Source organism: Pseudomonas sp. FW305-25 (assembly GCF_017351415.1).
In the GTDB taxonomy this organism is placed as follows: domain Bacteria; phylum Pseudomonadota; class Gammaproteobacteria; order Pseudomonadales; family Pseudomonadaceae; genus Aquipseudomonas; species Aquipseudomonas chlororaphis.
In genome coordinates this window covers 70,920-92,036 of sequence record NZ_JACNDE010000017.1, presented here as the reverse complement: position 1 = coordinate 92,036, position 21,117 = coordinate 70,920, and the positions used below count along the sequence as shown (strand labels likewise).

Genomic DNA, 21,117 nt, shown 5'->3' with positions numbered 1-21,117 from the left:
CCCAGAAACGGTTGTACTTCAAATTAAGCAACCGTGGAGCGTGGGTAGAGTCCGGATAGAAGAAAGGCGCATCCGAGGATGCGCCTTTCTCGTAACTGGCGGAGCGGACTGGGGTTCGAACCTTCGATCCCCGATGTGACAAACCGGATTTCTAACCGGCTGCCCTACCGCTCCGCTGCCAGGTCGGGAAAGACCCCGACCCGGGTAGGCAAAGGCTTGAAGGAGGCTTAGTTAACGGCTTCTTTCAGTGCTTTACCGGCTTTGAAACCTGGTTTTTTGGCTGCAGCGATTTCCAGCGTCTTACCGGTCTGTGGGTTACGACCAATGCGAGCAGGACGATCGGTAACAGAGAAAGTACCGAAACCAACCAGTACAACGGAGTCGCCAGCCTTAAGAGCGCCAGTGACGGATTCGATTACTGCATCCAGCGCACGGCCAGCAGCAGCTTTCGGGATATCAGCAGATGCAGCGATAGCATCAATCAGTTCCGACTTGTTCACTCTAAGTCCCCTTATATATCTATTTGAGTATGATTCTAAGTTTTTTGGTGAAAGCAAAAACCAGTGCTGAATGGCCTACAGACACTTAAGAGCCGCTTTATAACAAGGGCTCTAAAAAGCTGTCAAGGAAGCCCCCCAGGCTAATGCGTACTAATGCGTGCTAATTCTTTCCTTAGAGTCAGACTCGCGTTTTTCATCCTTTGCAACTATCTCTGGAGCCACATCCGGCAAGGGCTCCGGCGCGTATTGCAGCGCAATTTGGAGGACTTCGTCAATCCATTTAACTGGCTTAATTTGCAGATCCTGCTTGATATTGTCAGGAATTTCCTTCAAATCGCGCACATTCTCTTCTGGAATGATGACGGTCTTGATTCCACCACGATGTGCTGCAAGAAGTTTCTCTTTCAAACCACCGATAGCCAACACCTGACCACGCAGGGTGATTTCCCCGGTCATGGCCACATCAGCCCGCACCGGAATACCGGTCAGTGCAGAAACCAGAGCCGTGCACATGCCTACGCCAGCGCTAGGGCCGTCTTTCGGGGTCGCCCCTTCCGGCATATGGATATGGGTGTCGCGCTTCTCGTGGAAGTCCAGGGGGATTCCCAGGCTCTTCGCACGGCTACGCACTACCGTCAGTGCCGCGGTGATCGATTCGACCATCACGTCGCCCAGCGAACCGGTCTTGATCAACTGACCTTTGCCAGGTACCACGGCGGCTTCGATGGTCAGTAGCTCGCCACCGACCTGGGTCCAGGCCAGGCCCGTTACCTGACCGATCTGATCCTGTTGCTCGGCCAGGCCGTAGCGGAATTTGCGCACGCCGAGGAAGTGCTCCAGCAGGTCGGAAGTGACCTTCACCGAGAAGCGTTTTTCCAGCGCGTGCTCCTTCACCGCCTTGCGGCAAACCTTGGCAATCTGGCGTTCCAGCCCACGTACACCGGCTTCGCGGGTGTAGTAGCGGATGATGTCGCGAATGGCTTCTTCGTCGAACTCCAGCTCGCCTTTCTTCAGGCCGTTGGCCTGGATCTGCTTCGGCGACAGGTATTTGACCGCGATGTTGATCTTCTCGTCCTCGGTGTAACCCGGCAGACGAATCACCTCCATCCGGTCCAGCAACGCTGGCGGAATATTCATCGAGTTGGAGGTGCAAAGGAACATCACATCGGAGAGGTCGTAATCGACTTCCAGATAGTGGTCGTTGAAGTTGTGGTTCTGCTCGGGATCGAGCACTTCGAGCAATGCCGAAGCCGGATCGCCGCGCATGTCGCTGCCCATCTTGTCGATTTCATCGAGCAGGAACAGCGGGTTGCGAACGCCCACTTTTGTCATCTTTTGAATCAATCTTCCCGGCATCGAACCAATATAGGTACGACGATGGCCGCGAATTTCCGCTTCATCGCGCACGCCGCCAAGGGCCATGCGTACGAATTTACGGTTAGTGGCGTGAGCAATCGACTCTGCCAGGGAGGTTTTACCGACCCCTGGAGGTCCGACCAGGCACAGTACCGGACCACGAATCTTCTTCACGCGCTTTTGCACGGCGAGGTATTCGAGAATCCGCTCTTTGACTTCTTCCAGGCCATAGTGGTCGGCGTCAAGGATGTCTTCGGCACGCGCCAGGTCCAGGCGAACCTTGCTTTGGGCCTTCCACGGCACCTGAACCAGCCAGTCGATGTACGAACGCACCACTGTGGCTTCAGCCGACATCGGCGACATTTGCTTGAGCTTGTTCAGCTCAGCCTGGGCCTTGGCCAGGGCATCCTTTGGCAAGCCGGCGGCGTCGATGCGTTTTTTCAGCTCTTCGACTTCGTTGTGACCTTCGTCACCGTCGCCCAGCTCTTTCTGAATGGCCTTCATCTGCTCATTCAGGTAGTACTCGCGCTGACTGCGCTCCATTTGCTTCTTCACACGACCGCGAATGCGCTTCTCGACCTGCAACAGATCGATTTCCGCATCCAGCAACGCCAGCACGTGTTCGACACGCGCCGACAGGTCGATGATTTCGAGAATTTCCTGCTTCTGCTCGATTTTCAGCGCCATGTGGGCGGCCATGGTGTCTACCAGGCGGCTCGGCTCATCGATGCTGTTGAGGGACGACAGCACTTCGGCGGGGACTTTCTTGCCCAACTGCACGTACTGCTCGAACTGGGACAGCAGACTGCGGACAAAGACTTCCGACTCGCGCTCAGGAGCGTCCACCTCGTCAATCAGGGAGACTTCGGCACGGCAGTGGCCATCCACTTCGCTGAAACGCTCCACAGCGCCCCGCTGCTCGCCCTCGACCAGTACTTTGACGGTGCCGTCGGGCAACTTGAGCAATTGCAGAACAGTGGCAATGGTACCTACGCGATAGAGTGCATCTTCACCGGGATCATCATCAGCAGGATTTTTCTGAGCCAACAGAAGAATCTGCTTGTCGCCCGTCATCGCGGCCTCGAGGGCTTCGATAGACTTCTCGCGCCCCACGAACAGCGGGATAACCATGTGCGGATAAACCACGACATCACGCAATGGCAGGAGAGGCAATTCGATGGTTGTCTTCATGATTTCGCCTCTACGGCGGCCATAAGGCCGTAAACAGATGGAAGTAAGCTTGAAACCAAGATGGGGGCTGCCTCGAAAAAAAACAAGCTCAAAGACAGTACTTTAAAGGCAGTAAAAGCAAAGGGGCCCGAAGGCCCCTTCTGTCAAACCAGCAGTCCGGCGCTTAGGCGTCCGGGGCTGCCTTGGCAGTCGGCTCACTGTTTTCATAGATATACAGTGGCTTGGACTTACCCTCTATAACGCTTTCATCGATCACTACTTTACTCACCTCGGACTGCGAGGGGATCTCATACATAGTGTCGAGCAACACGCCTTCGAGAATCGAACGCAATCCGCGAGCACCGGTCTTGCGCTCAAGCGCACGCTTGGCGACCGACTTGAGGGCATCGGTACGGAACTCCAGATCGACGCCTTCCATCTCGAACAGCTTGGCATACTGCTTGGTCAAGGCGTTCTTCGGCTCGGTGAGGATCTGGATCAGCGCTGCTTCATCCAACTCGTCCAGGGTTGCCAGAACCGGCAGACGACCCACGAACTCCGGAATCAGGCCGAACTTGACCAGATCGTCCGGTTCGACTTCACGCAGGGATTCGCCGACCTTCTTGCCCTCTTCCTTGCTGCGTACTTCGGCATTGAAGCCGATACCGCCGCGAGTCGAACGGTTCTGAATAACCTTTTCCAGACCCGAGAACGCACCACCGCAGATGAACAGGATGTTGCGCGTGTCGACCTGCAGGAACTCTTGCTGCGGATGCTTGCGACCACCTTGAGGCGGAACGGAAGCCACAGTACCTTCGATCAGTTTCAACAGGGCCTGCTGAACGCCTTCACCCGAAACGTCACGGGTAATCGAAGGGTTGTCAGACTTGCGGGAAATCTTGTCGATTTCATCGATATAGACGATGCCCATTTGAGCTTTCTCTACATCGTAATCGCACTTCTGCAGCAGTTTCTGAATGATGTTCTCAACGTCCTCACCCACATAACCGGCTTCGGTCAGGGTGGTGGCGTCGGCAATGGTGAACGGTACATTCAACAGGCGTGCCAGGGTCTCTGCCAGCAGAGTCTTGCCCGAACCTGTAGGGCCGATCAGCAAGATGTTGCTCTTGCCCAGTTCGACCTCGTCATTCTTCTTGTCACGCTGGTTGAGGCGCTTGTAGTGGTTGTATACCGCTACTGCCAGAACCTTTTTCGCACGTTCCTGACCAATCACATACTGATCAAGGATGCCGCTGATTTCTTTAGGCGAAGGCAATTTATGCGCGCTGCTTTCGGCCTGTGCTTCCTGCACCTCCTCACGGATGATGTCATTGCACAGGTCGACGCACTCGTCGCAGATAAAGACCGAGGGGCCGGCAATCAATTTGCGTACTTCATGCTGGCTTTTGCCACAGAAGGAGCAATAAAGCAGTTTGCCGTTGTCCTCGCCGTTGCGGGTGTCAGTCATTCGATCGATCCAAATCCGATAGGCTTGCAACACAAGATGAAGGCAATTGCGGGCTTTTTCAAGCCCACAGGTGGCCGGTTAAACCAACCACCTACATTTGAGTTGCTTAGGCAGGCATTTGACGCTTGGTGATCACAGAGTCAATCAGGCCGTATTCAGCCGCGCGCTCTGCGCTCATGAAGTTGTCGCGCTCGGTATCGCGCTCGATGGTCTCGAGGCTCTGACCGGTGTGATGAGCCAGCAGCGAGTTCAGACGCGAACGGATGTGCAGGATTTCCTTGGCATGGATGTCGATATCCGACGCCTGGCCCTGGAAACCGCCCAATGGCTGGTGAATCATCATCCGCGAGTTAGGCAGGCAATGACGCTTGCCCGCTGCGCCACCGGCGAGCAGGAAGGCCCCCATGCTGCAGGCCTGGCCGATGCAGATGGTGGAAACGTCCGGTTTGATGAATTGCATGGTGTCGTAGATCGACATGCCTGCAGTCACCGAACCGCCTGGCGAGTTGATGTAGAGATGGATGTCCTTGTCCGGGTTTTCCGCTTCAAGGAAGAGCAATTGTGCCGCGACCAGGTTGGCCATGTAGTCTTCTACCGGGCCAATCAGGAAGATCACCCGCTCCTTGAGGAGGCGCGAGTAGATGTCATAGGCGCGTTCGCCACGGGCAGACTGCTCGATAACCATCGGGACCAGGCCGCCTGCGGCCTGGATGTCAGAGCTCTGCTGATAATAAGAATTGCGGGACATGTCCTGCAGTCACTCCCAAATAGTCATGTCTTGAATACGCATAAGCCAGCACGAAGGCTGGCTTATGGTGTGTATTTTCGAACGAGTAAAAAATCAGTCGGCTTGTGGTGCTTCTACCGGCTTGACCGCTTCTTCGTAAGAGACCGATTTGTCGGTCACGCTAGCTTTCTGCAGAACAGTATCCACAACTTGTTCTTCCAGCACAACCGAACGGACTTCGTTCAGTTGCTGCTCGTTCTTGTAGTACCAGGACACGACCTGCTCTGGCTCTTGGTAAGCAGAAGCCATTTCCTGAATCAGCTCACGCACGCGGGCTTCGTCAGGCTTGAGGTCGAATTGCTTGACCACTTCGGCCACGATCAGACCCAGTACAACGCGACGCTTGGCTTGCTCTTCGAACAGCTCGGCCGGCAGTTGATCAGGCTTGATGTTGCCACCGAACTGTTGAACGGCCTGAACGCGCAGACGGTTCACTTCGTTGTCCAGCAGAGCCTTAGGCACTTCGATCGGGTTGGCAGCCAGCAGGCCGTCCATTACCTGGTTCTTGACCTTGGACTTGATGGCCTGACGCAGTTCACGCTCCATGTTCTTGCGAACTTCGGCGCGGAAACCTTCCAGACCGGCTTCTTTGATACCAAATTGAGCGAAGAACTCTTCGGTCAGCTCTGGCAGCTTAGGCTCGGAAACGGTGTTGACGGTGACCGTGAACTCGGCGGCTTTGTTAGCCAGGTCCAGGTTCTGGTAGTTCTCTGGGAAAGTCAGGTTCAGAACACGCTCTTCACCCGCTTTGGCGCCAACCAGGCCTTCTTCGAAGCCTGGGATCATGCGGCCGGAACCCAGCACCAGCTGAGTACCCTTGGCGGAACCGCCAGCGAACACTTCACCGTCGACCTTACCAACGAAATCGATGTTCAGTTGGTCTTCGTTCTGGGCGGCGCGGTCGGCCACTTCGAAGCGAATGTTCTGCTTGCGCAGGATTTCCAGCATGTTGTCCAGGTCGGCATCAGCCACGTCAGCGCTCAGGCGCTCAACGGCGATGGACTCGAAACCGGCAACGGTGAACTCAGGGAACACTTCGAACGTTGCAACGTATTCCAGATCCTTGCCCTTCTCCAGAACCTTTGGCTCAACCGAAGGAGCGCCAGCCGGGTTCAGCTTCTGCTCGACAACAGCTTCGTAGAAGGAAGCCTGGATCACGTCGCCCACAGCTTCTTGACGCGCATCAGCTTCATAACGCTGACGGATCACGCTCATTGGGACTTTGCCAGGACGGAAGCCTGGAATCTTGGCCTTTTGGGCAGTCTGCTGCAGACGCTTGTTGACCTGTGTCTCGATGCGCTCAGCCGGCACGGTGATGCTCATGCGGCGCTCAAGAGCAGAAGTATTTTCAACAGAAACTTGCATGGATATTCCTCGTTGCACAGACGTTAGCCGGCCGTTTCCGACCCCAGAATCAAGGGCATGCATTCTAGTGGGTCAAACTCAAGAAGTCACCCTACTGAAAACGGGTAAAAAAACAGCTGGCGATTTAAAGGCGGGGACCAACGGTTGAGCCGCGCCCTGAGAGCAAATACAGCGAATCAAACCAGGGCCTCTGCACCCGTGCTTCTATATATAGAAGGAATGGCGCGTCACACCCCGGATGACCGGACCAAACCACAGCCCGACCGGTAAACCTTCAGCATTCCAGCGACAAAAGGACGAGTGTTTCGTCGCCTCCCCGGCCCACCACCTGCAGCCCGCTGGAAATACAGACTTCTGAAACGAAAACGGCGCAGCCCTTTTCAGGTGCTGCGCCGTTTTCTGCTATATAAATAGCTACTTAATTGGTGCGGACGAAGAGACTCGAACTCTTACACCTTGCGGCGCTGGAACCTAAATCCAGTGTGTCTACCAATTCCACCACGTCCGCGTATCAAGCTTTTAAAGCAAAGGCGCCAGACTATTAATCTGGCGCCTTTCAGAATATGGGGTGGACGATGGGGATCGAACCCACGACAACAGGAGTCACAATCCTGTGCTCTACCAACTGAGCTACGCCCACCATATTGCGTTGTTGCGTTACTTGTGCCAAAGCTGCCTAATGGCGCACCCGGCAGGACTCGAACCTGCGACCATCCGCTTAGAAGGCGGATGCTCTATCCAGCTGAGCTACGGGCGCCTTATTAATCTGTATTCTTTAATGATTACAAACTAAGTGCTTTCAGTCGTTACGAGTTAAACATCAACTCTGCCCGACCTTCTTAACCAGTGCTAGGCTGTGCCCGACAAGTGCGACGAATGTTATAGACGAGCCGTTAGGTCGTCAACTCTTTTTTGAAAAAAATTCATTTAATTAAAGGAGTTAGGGGAATTTGCAGACCAAGCGCCTTTGCCCTCACGTCCTGGCATGCGAGAATGCGTTCTCTTTTTCTCTCCCTCTCGATGGTTAATCACGCGTCATGACTGCACAACTAATCGACGGCAAAGCGATCGCCGCTAGCCTGCGCCAGCAGATCGCCAAACGTGTCGCCGAGCGTCGCCAGCAAGGCCTGCGTACTCCAGGCCTCGCGGTGATCCTGGTCGGCAGCGACCCGGCCTCTCAGGTTTATGTCTCGCACAAGCGTAAAGACTGCGAAGAGGTCGGCTTTCTTTCACAAGCCTATGACTTACCTTCTGACACCACTCAAGAAGCACTGGCCGGCCTGATCGACCGCCTCAACGATGACCCGAACATCGATGGCGTCCTGCTGCAACTGCCACTGCCCGAACACCTCGATGCCTCCAAGCTGCTGGAGCGCATCCGCCCGGATAAAGACGTGGATGGTTTCCATCCTTATAACGTCGGTCGCCTGGCCCAACGTATCCCTCTGCTACGCCCATGCACGCCGAAAGGCATCATGACCCTGCTGGAAAGCACCGGTGCCGATCTGTACGGCATGGATGCGGTAGTGGTCGGCGCTTCCAACATCGTCGGGCGCCCGATGGCGATGGAGCTGCTGCTCGCCGGCTGCACCGTTACCGTTACCCACCGCTTCACCAAGGATCTGGCCGGCCACGTCGGGCGTGCCGACCTGGTGGTCGTGGCCGCCGGCAAGCCGGGCCTGGTCAAGGGTGAGTGGATCAAGGAAGGCGCCATCGTCATCGACGTCGGCATCAACCGCCAGGAAGACGGCAAGCTGGTGGGCGACGTGGTCTACGAGACCGCCCTGCCCCGCGCCGGCTGGATCACCCCGGTACCGGGCGGTGTTGGCCCGATGACTCGCGCCTGCCTGCTGGAAAATACGTTGTATGCGGCAGAAACGCTGCACGACTGACACTGGGAAATAGCCCGGATAAAAGAACCCCGCCACTGGCGGGGTTCTTTGTTTCTGCTCGCCGAAAACCTGAAGCGGATACCCACCGCTTGCAGTGGCGATCAACCCACCAGAAAGAAGGGGATCGAACTGATACAAAACTGATACAGGATGAAATTTAATTTACCTGAAGCCCTTTACCTACGGGCGTGTAGCTCTTTCCTGGCACATACTCATAAAATGTAACGTTTTTCTGAAAGCAGCCCGTTGCAGAACGGCATATCCACTTCATGAGTCCGCCCGCGTGAAAATCCGTCTTTCTATCCTGAGCCTATTTTTTGCATTTACAGGCACCTTTATCACGCAGAGCGCCGTCGCTCGCGAAACCACCGAAGCGCCACGCGACCCCTCCCAACTGCACATCGCCTCCGGCAGCGCCATGCTCCTGGATCTGCAGACCAACAAAGTCATCTATTCCAGCAATCCCGACGTGGTCGTGCCCATCGCTTCGGTGACCAAGCTGATGACCGGTCTGATCGTACTCGACGCCAAACAACCGCTGGATGAGTACATTTCCGTGGACATCAGCAACACCCCGGAAATGAAAGGCGTGTTTTCCCGGGTCAAGCTCAAGAGCGAACTCCCACGCAAAGAGATGCTGCTGATCGCCCTGATGTCGTCGGAAAACCGTGCCGCCGCCAGCCTCGCCCACCACTACCCGGGCGGGTACGCAGCCTTTATTGCCGCCATGAATGCCAAGGCCAAGGCACTGGGTATGACCAGCACGCACTATGTCGAGCCGACCGGCCTGTCGGTCCATAACGTGTCCACCGCCCGCGACCTGAGCAAACTGTTGCTGGCGGCACGCAAATACCCGCTGCTGAGCGAGCTGAGCACTACCAAGGAAAAGACCGTGGCGTTCCGCAAACCCAACTACACCCTGGGTTTTCGTAATACCGATCACCTGGTCAACAAGGCCAACTGGGACATCAAGCTGACCAAGACCGGCTTTACCGATGAAGCAGGCCACTGCCTGGTACTGGTGACCAGCATGAGCAACCGCCCGGTCGCCCTGGTCATTCTCGACGCCTTTGGCAAATACACGCACTTCGCCGATGCCAGCCGCATCCGCCAGTGGCTGGAAACCGGTAAAAGCGGCTCGGTACCGAATGCCGCCTTGAGCTACAAGGCCGGCAAAAACCTGAAAAGCCGTCAGAGCGGCGTCGCCCAAACTGCCGAATAGAACCCGGCAGACACAAAAAAGGCTGCAGATCCGTCGATCGCAGCCAGTTCAAAGGACGGCGCCCAAGGGCGCCGTCAGCGTTTCTGCAACCTCAGTGGGCGCTCAACGCCTTGGTCGCCCGTGCCGCCGCGTTCTCCTGCCCGGCCTGGGCCAACTCATCGGCCGCTTTCAGCCAACGCTGGCGATCGACCTGGGCTGGCACCTGGGTCGGCCCCTGAATCAACACCGCCCAGTGCCCCGCATTGCTCCAGGCCGATTCGAACTTGGCAAAGTCCATCAACAGACGACGATTCATTCCCGCTCGCAGCAGCACCGTCTGTTTGTGCCGGTTATAGCCCGCCAGCACGGCATAACGAGGTTCGGCCCAGAACGCCGAACCTTCGGTGTAACGCACCATCACCGGGTATCCCGCGGCAACCTGGGTCAGCAGCGCCGATAAATTGTCGTCCAGCGGATAGACCACCATCCCGTACTCACGCGCCAGGGTCAGCATGTTCTGCTGCAACTTCGCCTCGGCGCCTGGCAGATGCAGCGGCTTGTCCAGCAGACCTGGGGTGATCGCGATGCCTTGCTGGGACAGCATGCTGGCCAGGGTGCCCGGGCCGCTCTGATAGGTTTCGCCGCGGAAAAACGGCACGCCGTTGAGTTCCACCCGCTCGGGCAGGCGCTGAATCTCCGGCTGCACGCTGCTGGCGCAACCGGCCAGCGTCAGGGCGCAAGCGCCCGCCAACAACAGTGTTCGAAATCGCAGAAACATCCGTTCCATCATGACTCTCTTGTGCAGACGCCAAGCCAGGAGCCCCGGCCGAAACGCTGATCATAGGGTGCCGCGATGCAGGGGTATAGCGTTAAGCCGCGGTAATTTGCGCCCCATAGAGCAAAGCGGTCGATGACACTCGACTATTGGTCAATGGCTTGAAACACATCCGCGACTAGACTGTCCATTGCGAAGAGTGTGTGCCCTGGACAGGGCAACAAGGAGGCATGCATGAGCCTGACAACGACAATCCTGATGCTGATCGGCGGCTGGCTGGCCGTTGCCGCTGCCATGCTCTGGGGTGTCTTGCGGATCGTTCGCCGACACCATCATCCGCGTTTGCCGACTCCTGCGGCGAAAACCGCAAAACCGGCCCGGCATCACGCCACCGCGCACTGACTGGTACTTTTTCTTCTGCCCAATAAAAAACGGCGGCCTGTGTCCTTGAACACAGGCCGCCGTCGGTTGTTGCCGTAAATCAGGCTTCGACTTCCGCCTCCGCCGCCACCCGCTTCTGCCGGGCACGACGAGCCAGCATATTCAGCCCCTCGATGGCCGCCGAGAAGGCCATGGCCGCGTACACATAACCTTTTGGCACATGGGCACCGAAACCTTCGGCGATCAGGGTCATGCCGATCATGATCAGGAAGCCCAGGGCCAGCATGACCACCGTCGGGTTGTCATTGATGAACTTGGCCAGAGGCTCGGCCGCCAGCAACATCACCAGTACCGACACCACCACCGCAATGATCATGATCGGCAAATGCTCGGTCATGCCGACCGCGGTGATGATGCTGTCGATGGAGAACACCATGTCCAGCATCAGGATCTGGCCGATCGCCGCGGCGAACCCCAAGGACACGCCAGCGGTCTCGCTTTTGCTGTCCTGCGGTTCCGGGTCCATGCTGTGATGGATTTCCGTGGTGGCCTTCCACAGCAGGAACAGACCGCCGGCAATCAGGATCATGTCCTTCCAGGAGAAGACCTGGCCGAAGACATCGATCACCGGTTCGGTCAGCTGCACGATGAAGGCGATGGTGCTGAGCAGTGCCAGACGCAGGATCAGGGCCATGCCGATACCGATCCGCCGGGCCTTGGCCCGGTGTTGCTCGGGCAGCTTGTTGGTCAGGATCGAAATAAAGATCAGGTTATCGATGCCGAGCACGATTTCCATGACCACCAGGGTTGCCAGGGCGACCCAGGCGGTGGGGCTCGCGGCGAGTTGTAAAAGGTATTCCATGGCTCAGTCCTGAGTCGGGGTATGGGGGAATCAGATTTCCTGGGACGACGAGGTGGCTTCTTTGGCCTCGTCAGCCGGTTTTTCCTGCTTGCTGATCAAGCCTTGGGTCGCGTCGCTGATCGCCTGTTCGGCGGCCTTGTGCGTGTCGTCGATCGCCTGCTTGGCGTTTTCCGCGGCCTTGCCCAACAGCTGTTGCGCGCTTTTTTCCGCCTGCTCGCAACCGGCAAGGGTGATCAACGACAACGCCAGCAACGATGCGGCGATGGATTTATAGGTCATTGCGCTTTCCTCGTTAGAACGGACCGGGCCGAGACGATGGCCCGTCAATAGCGAGGCATTCTATGGAGGCGAACACTTCAGGAAAATTCGTATTTTTAACAGCTATACTTCGATTTTTACGAATCAAAGCCAGCCATGCTCAACTATCGCCAACTGCACTACTTCTGGGTCGTCGCCAAGACCGGCAGCATCGTCCGGGCTTGCGAGCAACTGAACCTGACCCCGCAAACCATCAGCGGCCAGATCACCCTGCTCGAACAAACCTACGGCATCGAGTTGTTTCGCCGGGTCGGCCGGCAATTGGAGTTGACCGAAGCCGGGCGCCAGACCCTGCCCTACGCCGAGCAGATGTTCCAGCTCGGCGGCGAACTGGAAGCCATGCTCCAGGCCCAGCCCAACGAGCAGCAGATCCTGTTTCGGGTCGGCGTGGCCGATGTGGTGCCCAAATCGATCGTCTACCGCCTGATCGCCCCGACCATGGAGCTGAACGAACCGATCCGCATCACCTGCCGCGAGGACAAACTCGAACGCCTGCTGGCCGACCTGGCCATCCAGCGCCTGGATCTGGTGATTTCCGACAGCCCCATGCCTTCGCACCTGGACATCAAGGGCTACAGCCAGAAACTCGGCGAATGCGGCATCAGTTTTTTCGCCACCGAAGAACTGGCCGAGCGCTATGGAACGAACTTTCCCCATAGCCTGCATGGCGCTCCGCTGCTGATTCCCGGGCAGGAAACCGTGGTGCGCAGCCGGCTGCTGCGCTGGCTGGCCGAGCAGCAGATACAACCCAGGATCATCGGTGAGTTCGACGACAGCGCATTGATGCAGGCATTCGGCCAGTCGGGCAGCGGGATCTTTATCAGCCCCAGCGTGATCGCCGACGAAGTGCGGCGCCAATACGGTGTGCAACTGATCGGCCAGACCGATGCGGTCAGCGAGTCGTTCTACGCCATTTCGGTCGAACGCAAGGTCAAGCACCCCGGCATCGTGGCGATCACCGAAGGCGCCCGCCGCGAGCTGTTCACCGCCATGGGCGCTTGAGGAGAGTCAGGCGCAGCTGGCCTGTGGCTTGAGGGTCATCAACAGCAGGGCCAGCAGGATCGACACCAGGATAAAACCGGCGGCGGCGAACCCCAGGCTGCCCAGCCCCAGGGTGTCGATTACCCGGCCGCCGACCATGGCGCCCAGGCCGATGCCCAGGTTGGCTCCGGCGATGTTCAGCGAAGCGGCAAACGCCGGCGCCTGAGGCGCGGCCTTGATCAGGCGGACATGGCTGACCAGAAACAGCGCCGCCTGGGTCACGCCCCAGATGCCCATGGCCGCGGCCAGGCCCAGCGGCGAGTGGATGCTCGGCACCAGCGCCACCATGCCGCCGATCATCAAGGCGCAGAAGCCCATGGAGGCCAGCAACGGATGGCGGTCCACCGCGCGGCCGCCCAGCGAGTTGCCGATCAGACCCACCGCGCCGAAGCCCATCAGGCACCAACCGACCAGCGTGCCGTTGAAACCCGCCAGGCGCTCGAGGATATCCGCCAGGTAGGTGTAGGCGGTGAACATGCCGCTGAACACCAGGATCGACAGCAGCACATGCCCCTGCATCAAGGGGCTGCGCAGGATGCCGAACTGCGAGCGCAGGCTGGCCTGCTCGTTGTGCACGCGGGTCTGCGGCAGGTAGACATACAGCAGCAACGCCTTGGCAAAGGCCACCAGTGCCAGGATGCCGAACGCGGCGCGCCAACCGAAGGCATCGGAAATCAGCGTGCCCACCGGAATGCCAAACACCGTGGCGCAGACGATGCCGAAGCCGATCTTGGCGATGGCCCGCCCGGCGTAGTCGGGGCCGACGATGTCCACCGCGGTTTCGCTGGCCAAAGCCCAGAACACCGGCAAGCCCAGCGCCGGGATCAACCGCGCCACCGCCATCACCCAGATATTCGGCGCCAGCGCCGCCAGGGTGTTGGCCAGGCCGAACATCACCAGCACCGAAATGAACAGGCGCTTGCGCTGGAAGCGGGCAAAGTAGGCCGTCAGGAACGGTCCGAACGCCGCCACGGTGAAGGCGAACAAGGTCACCAGTAGGCCGGCCTGCGGCACGCTGACCGCAAGATCCCGGGCAATCGAAGGCAGCAGGCCGACAATGATGAACTCCGTCGTCAGCACGGTAAAACCGGCGGCTGACAACAGCAGAATGGGCAACAGCATGGAAAACTCCGGAAACGACGACATCAGCGATGGCCTGGTGGCCCGCTGACTGGAGATGAGAAGAGGATGGCGAATCCTAACAGAATGTGTCCGCCCATGTCTGGGGCAGCGGCGAAAAAACCGCAGGCTACTCTGAAGGCTCAGGTGGCAGATCGTCACATCCGTGGGCGAACCCCGTGTGATAAAGTCCGCCCCCTGCCGCAACACCCCGTACCTTCAGCAACTCATCAGCACGGCGTCCCACGTCGACGCACGGCATATTAAAAAAATCAGAGATACCGCTATGACTGCTTCGCCCCCGTCGCTCCTGGAAAAACTCAAACGCACCAGCCTGGTCACGCAGATCGTCATTGGCCTGATCGCCGGTATCGCCCTGGCGCTGCTGACCCCCGAACTGGCGAAATCCACCGCCTTTATCGGCAAGGTCTTTGTCTCGGCGCTGAAAGCCGTCGCGCCGATCCTGGTATTCGTGCTGGTGATGGCCTCCATCGCCAACCACAAGCACGGCCAGGAAACCCATATCCGCCCGATCCTCTGGCTCTACCTGCTGGGCACTTTCGCCGCGGCGGTGGTGGCGGTGATCGCCAGCAGCCTGTTCCCCTCCTCCCTGGTGCTGAGCACCCATGATGTCGCCATCTCCGCCCCCGGCGGCATCAGCGAAGTCCTGCAAAGCCTGCTGCTGAGCATGGTGGACAACCCGGTCAGCGCGCTGATGAACGCCAACTTCATCGGCATCCTGGCCTGGGCCATCGGCATGGGCGTGGCCATCCGCCATGCCGGCGTCACCACCCGCACCGTGCTGGACGACCTGTCCAACGGCGTGACCCTGATCGTCCGAGTGGTGATCCGCTTCGCCCCCCTGGGCATCTTCGGCCTGGTGGCTTCGACCCTGGCCACCTCCGGCTTCGGCGCCCTGCTCGGTTATATGCACCTGCTGGCGGTACTGATTGGCTGCATGCTGTTCGTCGCGCTGGTGATGAACCCGCTGATCGTGTTCTGGAAGATCCGCCGCAACCCGTTCCCGCTGGTGCTCATGTGCCTGCGCGAAAGCGGCATCACCGCCTTCTTCACCCGCAGTTCGGCGGCCAACATTCCGGTCAACCTGGAGCTGAGCAAGCGCCTGGGCCTGCATGAAGACACCTATTCGGTGTCGATCCCGCTGGGCGCCACCATCAACATGGCCGGTGCCGCCATCACCATCACTGTGCTGACCCTGGCGGCCGTGCATACCCTGGGTATCGCCGTCGACCTGCCCACCGCCGTGCTGCTCAGCGTAGTCGCCGCCATCTGTGCCTGTGGCGCTTCCGGCGTGGCCGGCGGTTCGCTGCTGTTGATTCCGCTGGCCTGCAGCCTGTTCGGCATCCCCAGCGAAATCGCCATGCAGGTGGTCGCCGTCGGCTTCATCATCGGCGTACTGCAGGACTCGGCGGAAACCGCGCTGAACTCCTCCACCGACGTGCTCTTCACCGCCGCCGCGTGCATGGCCCAGGAAGAGAAAGTCCGCCAGACCGCCTGATCCTGCACGAATAGCGCGCACTAAAAAGCCCGGCAAGGCTCGCACCTTGCCGGGCTTTTTTATGGGCTTGGCCCCCAACTACATCAGAAAGCGCCCATGTAGTCGCGCTTGCCGATTTCCACGCCGTTGTGGCGCAGGATCGCGTAGGTGGTGGTGACATGGAAGAAGAACTGCGGCAGGCCGTAGGTCAGCAGGTAGGACTGGCCACTGAAGCGCTTCTCTTTCGGGGTGCCCGGACGGGTGACGATCTCGATGCCTTCCTTGCCATCGATCTGCGCTGGCTGGATGCCGTCGATAAAGGCCAGGACCTTGGCCAGCAGCGCCTGCAGCTCGGCAAAGGTGGTTTCGCTGTCGTCGTACTTCGGCAGTTCGACTTCAGCCAGGCGAGCGGAAACGCCCTTGGCGAAATCGACGGCGATCTGCACCTGGCGGATCAGCGGGAACATGTCCGGGTACAGGCGCGCCTGGAGGAAGGCATTCGGGTCGATGTTCTTGGCGGTGGCGTGGGCTTCGGCCTTGTTCAGGACATCGCTCAGGGCGTTGAGCATTTGCTTGAAGACAGGAACGGAGGCGGCGTACAGGGAAATAGTCATGGTGATCTCGACAGGCTGACAGAAAAAAGCACAAACAAAGGTGGCGCGATTATAGACCTGCTTGGGTGCCGCCGGCGGCTTGTCTTTTATCCAGCAAGGATTAGGCTAGTCGCCTTCGACAGCATAGGGAACGCGCGATGAGCATCGAGCAAGAAACCTCCAGCGAGCAATTGCAACTGAGCAGCACCGAACTGCGCATTCTCGGATCGCTGATCGAGAAGCAGGCCACCAGCCCGGAAACCTATCCGCTGACCCTCAATGCCCTGGTCATCGCCTGCAACCAGAAAACCAGCCGCGAACCGGTGATGAACCTCACCCAGGGCCAGGTCGGCCAGAGCCTGCGCGCCCTGGAAAACCGCGGCTTCGCCCGCCTGGTGATGGGCAGCCGCGCCGACCGCTGGGAGCATCGCCTGGACAAGGCGCTGGAGCTGGTACCGGCACAGGTGGCCCTGGCCGGACTGCTGTTTTTACGCGGTCCGCAGACCGTCAACGAACTGCTGACCCGCAGCAGCCGCATGCACGACTTCGAAGACAGCGAACAGGTGGTGCACCAACTGGAACGCCTGATCGCCCGTGGCCTGGCGCTGCTGATTCCGCGCCAGGCCGGGCAGCGCGAAGATCGCTACATGCATGCCCTGGGCGACCCAGCGGATATCGAAGCGATCCTCGCCGCCCGGCAGAACCCGGTGGAGCGCGGCTCGGCCAACGGCGTATCGGCGGAGCGCATCGAAGAGCTGGAAGCGCGCATCGCCGCCCTCGAAGAACGCCTGGCGAAACTCGAAGGCTGATCCCCGCTCCTGCGGCAGCGCCTTATAGCCGCTGCCGCAGGCTGCGATCGCCGACGCAGTCGGGGTAAAGCCTCAGAAGACTTCCCGCTACTCCCCGTCCCAGTAATCCACCCCGTCCGCATGCCGCGCCACCGCGACGAATCCCGAGGCGTTGCCCTCATCGTCGATCTTGAAGTCCTTCATCACCACATATTTGCCGGAGTCCGGGTATTCGCAGATGTCCGGCGCTTCCTGGGTACTGACCGCCAGGTAGCGCAATTCGCCCTGGCTGGTGTTGATGATCTGGTGCGCGCTGTCCATATCGCCCGGCGGGCAGGCGATCACATCGCCGGCGCGGATGGCAAAACGCTCGGCGCCGAGGCGGATCTCGCCCTCGCCGGCGACTATGTAGAACATCTCTTCGTTGACGCGATGGTTATGGAAGGGGCTGGCACGCATCCCCGGGCCCAGGGCAATCAGCCGGTAGCCGAGCTTCCGGGCGCCCAGTTGCTGGCCGATGCGGGCGATGCGCTGGACATAACGGCCGGCGGTCTCGCCGGTGGGGCTCAGGGCTTCAGGCAGCGGCTGAAGGTCCGCCTGATCCAGATTGAGAATGGCAGGTGGCATACAGACCTCGATCACGGTGGCAGGGAACAGGGGCAAGTCTGAGCTTGCTGGCGACCAGTATAGGCAGGGCTTTGCGCCCCACGGACCTGCCCCGCTCCCGCCGTCGATCAGGCCCGTGCGAAAGCCACCGCCTGCTGGAACTGCTCGGTGCTGGGGCGCACGCCGGTGTACAGCACGAACTGCTCCAGGGCCTGGATGGCGATCACTTCCAGGCCGGTGATCACTTGCTTGCCTTCGGCCCGGGCGCGCAGGATCAGCGGGGTTTCCGCCGGAACCGCCACCACGTCGAACACCGTGCGCGCGGCCTCGATCGCCTCGACCGGGAACGCCATCTGGTCGGCCTCGGGACCGCCGCTCATGCCGATCGGGGTGACGTTGATCAGCATCTGCGGGCGCAATTCGCCCAGCTCCGCCTGCCAGGCATACCCCAGCGAGTCGGCGAGGGCCTGCCCGGCTTGGGTATTGCGGGCAACTATCACGCCATCGCGGTAGCCACCATCGCGCAAGGCACTGGCCACCGCCTTGGCCATGCCGCCGCTGCCGCGCAGGGCAAAGCGGGTGTCCTTGGGAATCCGGTGGTGTTCGAGCAACTGGGCGACGGCGATGTAGTCGGTATTGTAGGCCTTGAGGTGGCCATTGGTGTTGACGATGGTGTTGATCGACTGGATGGCGCTGGCCGAGGCGTCCAGTTCGTCCACCAGGGCAATGCAGGCTTCCTTGAACGGCATGGACACGCCACAGCCACGAATGCCCAGGGCGCGGATCCCGCCGACGGCGCCTGGCAGGTCCTGGCTGCTGAAGGCCTTGTAGTAGAAGTTCAAGCCCAGCTGTTCATACAAGTGATTGTGAAAGCGCAAGCCGAAATTCCCCGGACGCCCTGACAGCGACATACACAATTGGGTGTCTTTGTTGGGGTTCATCTGCATGTTGATCTCCTTGGAACGCACTTTCGGATAGACGGGATTAGCCAGTCATCGGGTTCTGCCCGATCATATCGACGTGCCTGAAAGACGGGCCTGCCGCCCACGGACGAGGGTCAATAAACCGGTACAGACCTTACACAAAATTTACCCGGCGGCTGTGCAGTTTTTCAGAAAAAAGCGGTCTTAGAAGTATCCCCGCGACAGTCCTCGCGTCTATTGCAGACCGAGCGCTGGGGTCGGAACCGAGGAATAGCCATGATGCGTAAAATCCCCAAGATAGCCTTGCTCATTGGTGCACTTGCTGTCGCCGGTCAAGCGTCCGCCCACGGTGGCGGTGGTTGGGGTGGCCCGGCGGTAGTCGGTGCGGTGGTCGGCGCCGCGGTAGTGGGTTCGGTAATCGCCAGCCACAGCCGCCCGGTCTACGTGCAACAGCCAGTCTACGTCCAGCCGCAGCCGGTCTATGCCGCGCCGCCACCGGTCTACTACCAGCCACAGCCGGTGTACGTGGAAGGCCCGCCGGTCTATTACCGCCCGGCCCCGGTGTACTACGGCCCACCTCGTGGCTACTACGGCCCGCCCCGCCATTACTACTATGGCCCCGGCCGCTGGTAAGCCAGGCGACCACACACCCACAGGCCCCGCCTTCGCCAGCGGGGCCTGTTGCGTTTTGCCAAACGTCTGAATAAATCTTGCAAAGGTCGTTGCTGGAACAGTTTTTGCGATTCAATCCGGCAATAGTGTTGCCCAACGGCAGCCCGTGTAGGCGAGCCCACGACTGTCATATTTATGTCATGCCAGGTCCGCAAGATCGGATCTGTCCACAAAACAGCCCCATAACAACAAGGACGACTCCCATGCCGACACAGAACCCCCATCACTCCCCCACCCTGGGTACCGCGAGCAAGGTGTACAGCGCCCTGACCGAACTCAAGCACCTGGAAGGCCACCGCAGCGCCAAGTTCCTGGCCTTGCTGGCCGAGCACCTGGTGCGCAAGGGCCTGCTGCACGACCCGGAAGTGGTCTACATGCTCGATCAGGTCGTCGACTGATCGGGCTGGCGCTTTTTTCGCCGGTATCGATGTCCACTATCGAGCGCGGTGATTTTTCGTAGCACCTGCCGGTCCGTAAGGTAACTCCACAGATTGATGGAGGTACTTATGCCCAAGGTTCAGATCATGTCCGTTATCGGTAGCGCCGTTCCCACCTCGCTCAGGGAACTGGGGTTGCTGGCGTGTTGGTACCTGGTGCGCGACGGCGAGCCGGTCAGCGGCCCGCTCACTTCGCTGACCGCCGCCCAGGCCCTGTCGCAAAAGATCGAGCAGCGCGTCCTGCATGCCTAAGGCAACGGCAGCTGTGGCCGCGGCCGGGTATCGACGAACAGGCCCCAGCTGGAGATGAACAGCGCGGCGATCAATGGCCCGATGACAAAGCCGTTCAGGCCGAAGATCGCCAGGCCCCCCAGGGTTGAAATCAGAATCAGGTAATCCGGCATCCTGGTGTCCTTGCCCACCAGGATCGGGCGCAGCACGTTATCCACCAGGCCGATCACGAACACCCCGTACAAGCCCAGCAGCACCCCTTGCCAGATCGCCCCGCTGAACAGGAAGTACAGGGCCACCGGGCCCCAGACAATCGCCGCGCCCACCGCCGGCAACAACGACAGCAGGGCCATCAGCACCGCCCACAGCAGCGGGCTGGGAATCTCCAGAAACCAGAAGATCAACCCGCCCAGCAGCCCCTGGCTGATCGCCACTAGCACGTTACCCTTCACCGTGGCCCGCACCACCCGATTGAACTTGAGCTGCAGCCGGCGTTTCTGGTGCTCGGCCAACGGCACCGCGATGCGCACCTTGCGTACCAGTTCGGGGCCATCGCGCAAAAAGAAGAACAACAGGTACAGCATCACGAAAAAGCTCACCACGAACTTGAAGGTGCCCTGGCCGACGCTGAACGCCTGGGTGGCGAAGAACTGGCTGCCTTGCAGCGCATTCTTGACGATTTTCTCGCGCACGCTCTCCAGCTCACCCAGGCCGAAACGGTCCAGCAGTTGCTGGAAGTACGGCGGCAGGCTGTGCTTGAACTGGTCCAGGTGACCGGCGATGTCCAGCTTGCCGCTTTCGATGCTCTGGTAGAGGTTGGCGCCCTCCTGCACCAGCAAGGTGCTGATGATCGCCACCGGCAGAATGGCGATGACCAGGCAGATGCTCAGGGTGCACAGGGCGGTCAGGTTGCGTGGCCAACCGAACTTGAGTTGCAGGCGCCGTTGCAGCGGGTCGAACAGGATGCCGAGAATCACCGCCCAGAACACCGGGCCGTAAAAGGGCAGCAGAAGCCAGATAAAGGCGACGGTCACCAGGGTCAGCAGAAGCAACAGGCTTTTGTGTTGCATGAGGTGCTGGTTCATGTCCGCTCCCCGTCAATAAGGTCCAGGACGCCGCAAAGCGCTCCTAAAG

At 59.4% G+C, this 21,117-nt stretch carries 22 protein-coding genes and 3 tRNA genes; 9 read left to right on the top strand and 16 right to left on the bottom strand.

What is annotated here, in order from left to right:
• Nucleotides 1–227: 227 nt before the first annotated feature.
• The 8 genes from J4E58_RS17605 to J4E58_RS17570 all read right to left on the bottom strand — a co-directional run bounded on the left by J4E58_RS17605 (nt 228) and on the right by J4E58_RS17570 (nt 7,403).
• Nucleotides 228–557, bottom strand: a complete 330-nt coding sequence (locus J4E58_RS17605; RefSeq protein ID WP_020296819.1) for an HU family DNA-binding protein — start codon at nt 555–557, stop codon at nt 228–230.
• A gap of 93 nt (nt 558–650) precedes the next feature.
• A complete protein-coding gene (lon, locus tag J4E58_RS17600; protein ID WP_009044652.1) occupies nt 651–3,047 on the bottom strand; it encodes an endopeptidase La in 2,397 nt (798 codons plus the stop codon).
• A 163-nt stretch (nt 3,048–3,210) separates the two neighbouring features.
• Complete coding sequence (clpX, locus tag J4E58_RS17595; RefSeq protein WP_007927204.1) at nt 3,211–4,494, bottom strand: ATP-dependent Clp protease ATP-binding subunit ClpX; 1,284 nt, start codon at nt 4,492–4,494, stop codon at nt 3,211–3,213.
• Nucleotides 4,495–4,600: 106 nt separating this feature from the next.
• Nucleotides 4,601–5,242, bottom strand: a complete 642-nt coding sequence (gene clpP, locus J4E58_RS17590; RefSeq protein ID WP_007927205.1) for an ATP-dependent Clp endopeptidase proteolytic subunit ClpP — start codon at nt 5,240–5,242, stop codon at nt 4,601–4,603.
• Nucleotides 5,243–5,335: 93 nt separating this feature from the next.
• Nucleotides 5,336–6,646 carry a trigger factor gene (gene tig, locus J4E58_RS17585; RefSeq protein ID WP_009044653.1) on the bottom strand — a complete coding sequence of 437 codons (1,311 nt, stop codon included), beginning with the start codon at nt 6,644–6,646 and terminating at the stop codon, nt 5,336–5,338.
• Between the two features lie 423 nt (nt 6,647–7,069).
• Nucleotides 7,070–7,154 (bottom strand) — tRNA-Leu (locus J4E58_RS17580).
• Nucleotides 7,155–7,210: 56 nt separating this feature from the next.
• Nucleotides 7,211–7,286, bottom strand: a tRNA-His gene (locus J4E58_RS17575).
• A gap of 40 nt (nt 7,287–7,326) precedes the next feature.
• Nucleotides 7,327–7,403, bottom strand: a tRNA-Arg gene (locus J4E58_RS17570).
• A gap of 280 nt (nt 7,404–7,683) precedes the next feature.
• On the opposite strand from J4E58_RS17570, the gene folD reads away from it, so the two are divergent.
• Both folD and pbpG read left to right on the top strand, forming a co-directional pair.
• Nucleotides 7,684–8,538: a bifunctional methylenetetrahydrofolate dehydrogenase/methenyltetrahydrofolate cyclohydrolase FolD gene (gene folD, locus J4E58_RS17565; protein WP_007927213.1), complete on the top strand. Its 855-nt coding sequence runs from the start codon at nt 7,684–7,686 to the stop codon at nt 8,536–8,538.
• A gap of 283 nt (nt 8,539–8,821) precedes the next feature.
• Nucleotides 8,822–9,760 carry a D-alanyl-D-alanine endopeptidase gene (pbpG, locus tag J4E58_RS17560; RefSeq protein ID WP_007927214.1) on the top strand — a complete coding sequence of 313 codons (939 nt, stop codon included), beginning with the start codon at nt 8,822–8,824 and terminating at the stop codon, nt 9,758–9,760.
• Nucleotides 9,761–9,851: 91 nt separating this feature from the next.
• On the opposite strand, the gene J4E58_RS17555 is transcribed toward pbpG, so the two are convergent.
• Entirely contained in the window at nt 9,852–10,526 is a 675-nt protein-coding gene (locus J4E58_RS17555; RefSeq protein ID WP_087091665.1) for a PA2778 family cysteine peptidase, read from the bottom strand.
• Between the two features lie 222 nt (nt 10,527–10,748).
• On the opposite strand from J4E58_RS17555, the gene J4E58_RS17550 reads away from it, so the two are divergent.
• Entirely contained in the window at nt 10,749–10,916 is a 168-nt protein-coding gene (locus tag J4E58_RS17550; protein ID WP_009044656.1) for a hypothetical protein, read from the top strand.
• Nucleotides 10,917–10,995: 79 nt separating this feature from the next.
• Here the strand turns inward: J4E58_RS17550 and J4E58_RS17545 are convergent, their stop codons facing one another.
• Both J4E58_RS17545 and J4E58_RS17540 read right to left on the bottom strand, forming a co-directional pair.
• Nucleotides 10,996–11,757, bottom strand: coding sequence for a TerC family protein (locus tag J4E58_RS17545; RefSeq protein WP_007927218.1), 762 nt, complete (start codon nt 11,755–11,757; stop codon nt 10,996–10,998).
• A 30-nt stretch (nt 11,758–11,787) separates the two neighbouring features.
• Nucleotides 11,788–12,036 (bottom strand): hypothetical protein, encoded by a 249-nt coding sequence (locus J4E58_RS17540; RefSeq protein WP_009044657.1) that lies wholly within the window; start codon nt 12,034–12,036, stop codon nt 11,788–11,790.
• A gap of 135 nt (nt 12,037–12,171) precedes the next feature.
• On the opposite strand from J4E58_RS17540, the gene nhaR reads away from it, so the two are divergent.
• Nucleotides 12,172–13,077, top strand: a complete 906-nt coding sequence (gene nhaR / locus J4E58_RS17535) for a transcriptional activator NhaR (RefSeq protein WP_007927225.1) — start codon at nt 12,172–12,174, stop codon at nt 13,075–13,077.
• A gap of 6 nt (nt 13,078–13,083) precedes the next feature.
• Here the strand turns inward: nhaR and J4E58_RS17530 are convergent, their stop codons facing one another.
• On the bottom strand, nt 13,084–14,238 hold the full coding sequence (locus tag J4E58_RS17530; RefSeq protein WP_007927226.1) for an MFS transporter: 1,155 nt from the start codon (nt 14,236–14,238) through the stop codon (nt 13,084–13,086).
• A gap of 283 nt (nt 14,239–14,521) precedes the next feature.
• On the opposite strand from J4E58_RS17530, the gene sstT reads away from it, so the two are divergent.
• Nucleotides 14,522–15,754 (top strand): serine/threonine transporter SstT, encoded by a 1,233-nt coding sequence (sstT, locus tag J4E58_RS17525; protein ID WP_087091666.1) that lies wholly within the window; start codon nt 14,522–14,524, stop codon nt 15,752–15,754.
• Nucleotides 15,755–15,837: 83 nt separating this feature from the next.
• On the opposite strand, the gene J4E58_RS17520 is transcribed toward sstT, so the two are convergent.
• Nucleotides 15,838–16,347, bottom strand: coding sequence for a DUF1993 family protein (locus J4E58_RS17520; RefSeq protein ID WP_053261899.1), 510 nt, complete (start codon nt 16,345–16,347; stop codon nt 15,838–15,840).
• 137 nt (nt 16,348–16,484) lie between these two features.
• Here J4E58_RS17520 and J4E58_RS17515 point away from each other — a divergent pair, with 137 nt between their 5' ends.
• Nucleotides 16,485–17,135, top strand: coding sequence for a YceH family protein (locus J4E58_RS17515; RefSeq protein WP_087091667.1), 651 nt, complete (start codon nt 16,485–16,487; stop codon nt 17,133–17,135).
• A gap of 87 nt (nt 17,136–17,222) precedes the next feature.
• On the opposite strand, the gene J4E58_RS17510 is transcribed toward J4E58_RS17515, so the two are convergent.
• Nucleotides 17,223–17,741: a cupin domain-containing protein gene (locus J4E58_RS17510; protein ID WP_087091668.1), complete on the bottom strand. Its 519-nt coding sequence runs from the start codon at nt 17,739–17,741 to the stop codon at nt 17,223–17,225.
• Nucleotides 17,742–17,848: 107 nt separating this feature from the next.
• The gene (locus J4E58_RS17505) at nt 17,849–18,667 is read right to left on the bottom strand and encodes a shikimate 5-dehydrogenase (RefSeq protein WP_087091669.1); all 819 of its coding nucleotides are present in this window, start codon (nt 18,665–18,667) and stop codon (nt 17,849–17,851) included.
• Between the two features lie 252 nt (nt 18,668–18,919).
• On the opposite strand from J4E58_RS17505, the gene J4E58_RS17500 reads away from it, so the two are divergent.
• The 3 genes from J4E58_RS17500 (at nt 18,920) to J4E58_RS17490 (ending at nt 20,004) form a co-directional block, all read left to right on the top strand.
• Nucleotides 18,920–19,276 carry a hypothetical protein gene (locus J4E58_RS17500; protein WP_007927233.1) on the top strand — a complete coding sequence of 119 codons (357 nt, stop codon included), beginning with the start codon at nt 18,920–18,922 and terminating at the stop codon, nt 19,274–19,276.
• 242 nt (nt 19,277–19,518) lie between these two features.
• Nucleotides 19,519–19,713, top strand: coding sequence for a hypothetical protein (locus J4E58_RS17495; RefSeq protein ID WP_007927235.1), 195 nt, complete (start codon nt 19,519–19,521; stop codon nt 19,711–19,713).
• 108 nt (nt 19,714–19,821) lie between these two features.
• Nucleotides 19,822–20,004: a hypothetical protein gene (locus J4E58_RS17490; RefSeq protein ID WP_007927236.1), complete on the top strand. Its 183-nt coding sequence runs from the start codon at nt 19,822–19,824 to the stop codon at nt 20,002–20,004.
• Here the strand turns inward: J4E58_RS17490 and J4E58_RS17485 are convergent.
• Complete coding sequence (locus J4E58_RS17485) at nt 20,001–21,068, bottom strand: AI-2E family transporter (RefSeq protein ID WP_053261903.1); 1,068 nt, start codon at nt 21,066–21,068, stop codon at nt 20,001–20,003. The genes J4E58_RS17490 and J4E58_RS17485 overlap by 4 nt on opposite strands.
• Nucleotides 21,069–21,117: the final 49 nt, after the last annotated feature.

Excerpts from the sequence above, each read along its gene's own strand:
- J4E58_RS17495 (WP_007927235.1), top strand. The coding sequence starts at position 19,519 with ATGCCGACACAGAACCCCCATCACTCCCCCACCCTGGGTACCGCGAGC.
- J4E58_RS17485 (WP_053261903.1), bottom strand. The coding sequence starts at position 21,068 with ATGAACCAGCACCTCATGCAACACAAAAGCCTGTTGCTTCTGCTGACC.
- clpX (WP_007927204.1), bottom strand. The coding sequence starts at position 4,494 with ATGACTGACACCCGCAACGGCGAGGACAACGGCAAACTGCTTTATTGC.
- J4E58_RS17520 (WP_053261899.1), bottom strand. The coding sequence starts at position 16,347 with ATGACTATTTCCCTGTACGCCGCCTCCGTTCCTGTCTTCAAGCAAATG.
- J4E58_RS17540 (WP_009044657.1), bottom strand. The coding sequence starts at position 12,036 with ATGACCTATAAATCCATCGCCGCATCGTTGCTGGCGTTGTCGTTGATC.
- lon (WP_009044652.1), bottom strand. The coding sequence starts at position 3,047 with ATGAAGACAACCATCGAATTGCCTCTCCTGCCATTGCGTGATGTCGTG.
- J4E58_RS17500 (WP_007927233.1), top strand. The coding sequence starts at position 18,920 with ATGATGCGTAAAATCCCCAAGATAGCCTTGCTCATTGGTGCACTTGCT.
- J4E58_RS17545 (WP_007927218.1), bottom strand. The coding sequence starts at position 11,757 with ATGGAATACCTTTTACAACTCGCCGCGAGCCCCACCGCCTGGGTCGCC.
- J4E58_RS17555 (WP_087091665.1), bottom strand. The coding sequence starts at position 10,526 with ATGGAACGGATGTTTCTGCGATTTCGAACACTGTTGTTGGCGGGCGCT.
- J4E58_RS17490 (WP_007927236.1), top strand. The coding sequence starts at position 19,822 with ATGCCCAAGGTTCAGATCATGTCCGTTATCGGTAGCGCCGTTCCCACC.
- nhaR (WP_007927225.1), top strand. The coding sequence starts at position 12,172 with ATGCTCAACTATCGCCAACTGCACTACTTCTGGGTCGTCGCCAAGACC.
- J4E58_RS17550 (WP_009044656.1), top strand. The coding sequence starts at position 10,749 with ATGAGCCTGACAACGACAATCCTGATGCTGATCGGCGGCTGGCTGGCC.
- J4E58_RS17505 (WP_087091669.1), bottom strand. The coding sequence starts at position 18,667 with ATGCAGATGAACCCCAACAAAGACACCCAATTGTGTATGTCGCTGTCA.
- J4E58_RS17530 (WP_007927226.1), bottom strand. The coding sequence starts at position 14,238 with ATGCTGTTGCCCATTCTGCTGTTGTCAGCCGCCGGTTTTACCGTGCTG.
- J4E58_RS17510 (WP_087091668.1), bottom strand. The coding sequence starts at position 17,741 with ATGCCACCTGCCATTCTCAATCTGGATCAGGCGGACCTTCAGCCGCTG.
- J4E58_RS17515 (WP_087091667.1), top strand. The coding sequence starts at position 16,485 with ATGAGCATCGAGCAAGAAACCTCCAGCGAGCAATTGCAACTGAGCAGC.
- tig (WP_009044653.1), bottom strand. The coding sequence starts at position 6,646 with ATGCAAGTTTCTGTTGAAAATACTTCTGCTCTTGAGCGCCGCATGAGC.
- folD (WP_007927213.1), top strand. The coding sequence starts at position 7,684 with ATGACTGCACAACTAATCGACGGCAAAGCGATCGCCGCTAGCCTGCGC.
- clpP (WP_007927205.1), bottom strand. The coding sequence starts at position 5,242 with ATGTCCCGCAATTCTTATTATCAGCAGAGCTCTGACATCCAGGCCGCA.
- sstT (WP_087091666.1), top strand. The coding sequence starts at position 14,522 with ATGACTGCTTCGCCCCCGTCGCTCCTGGAAAAACTCAAACGCACCAGC.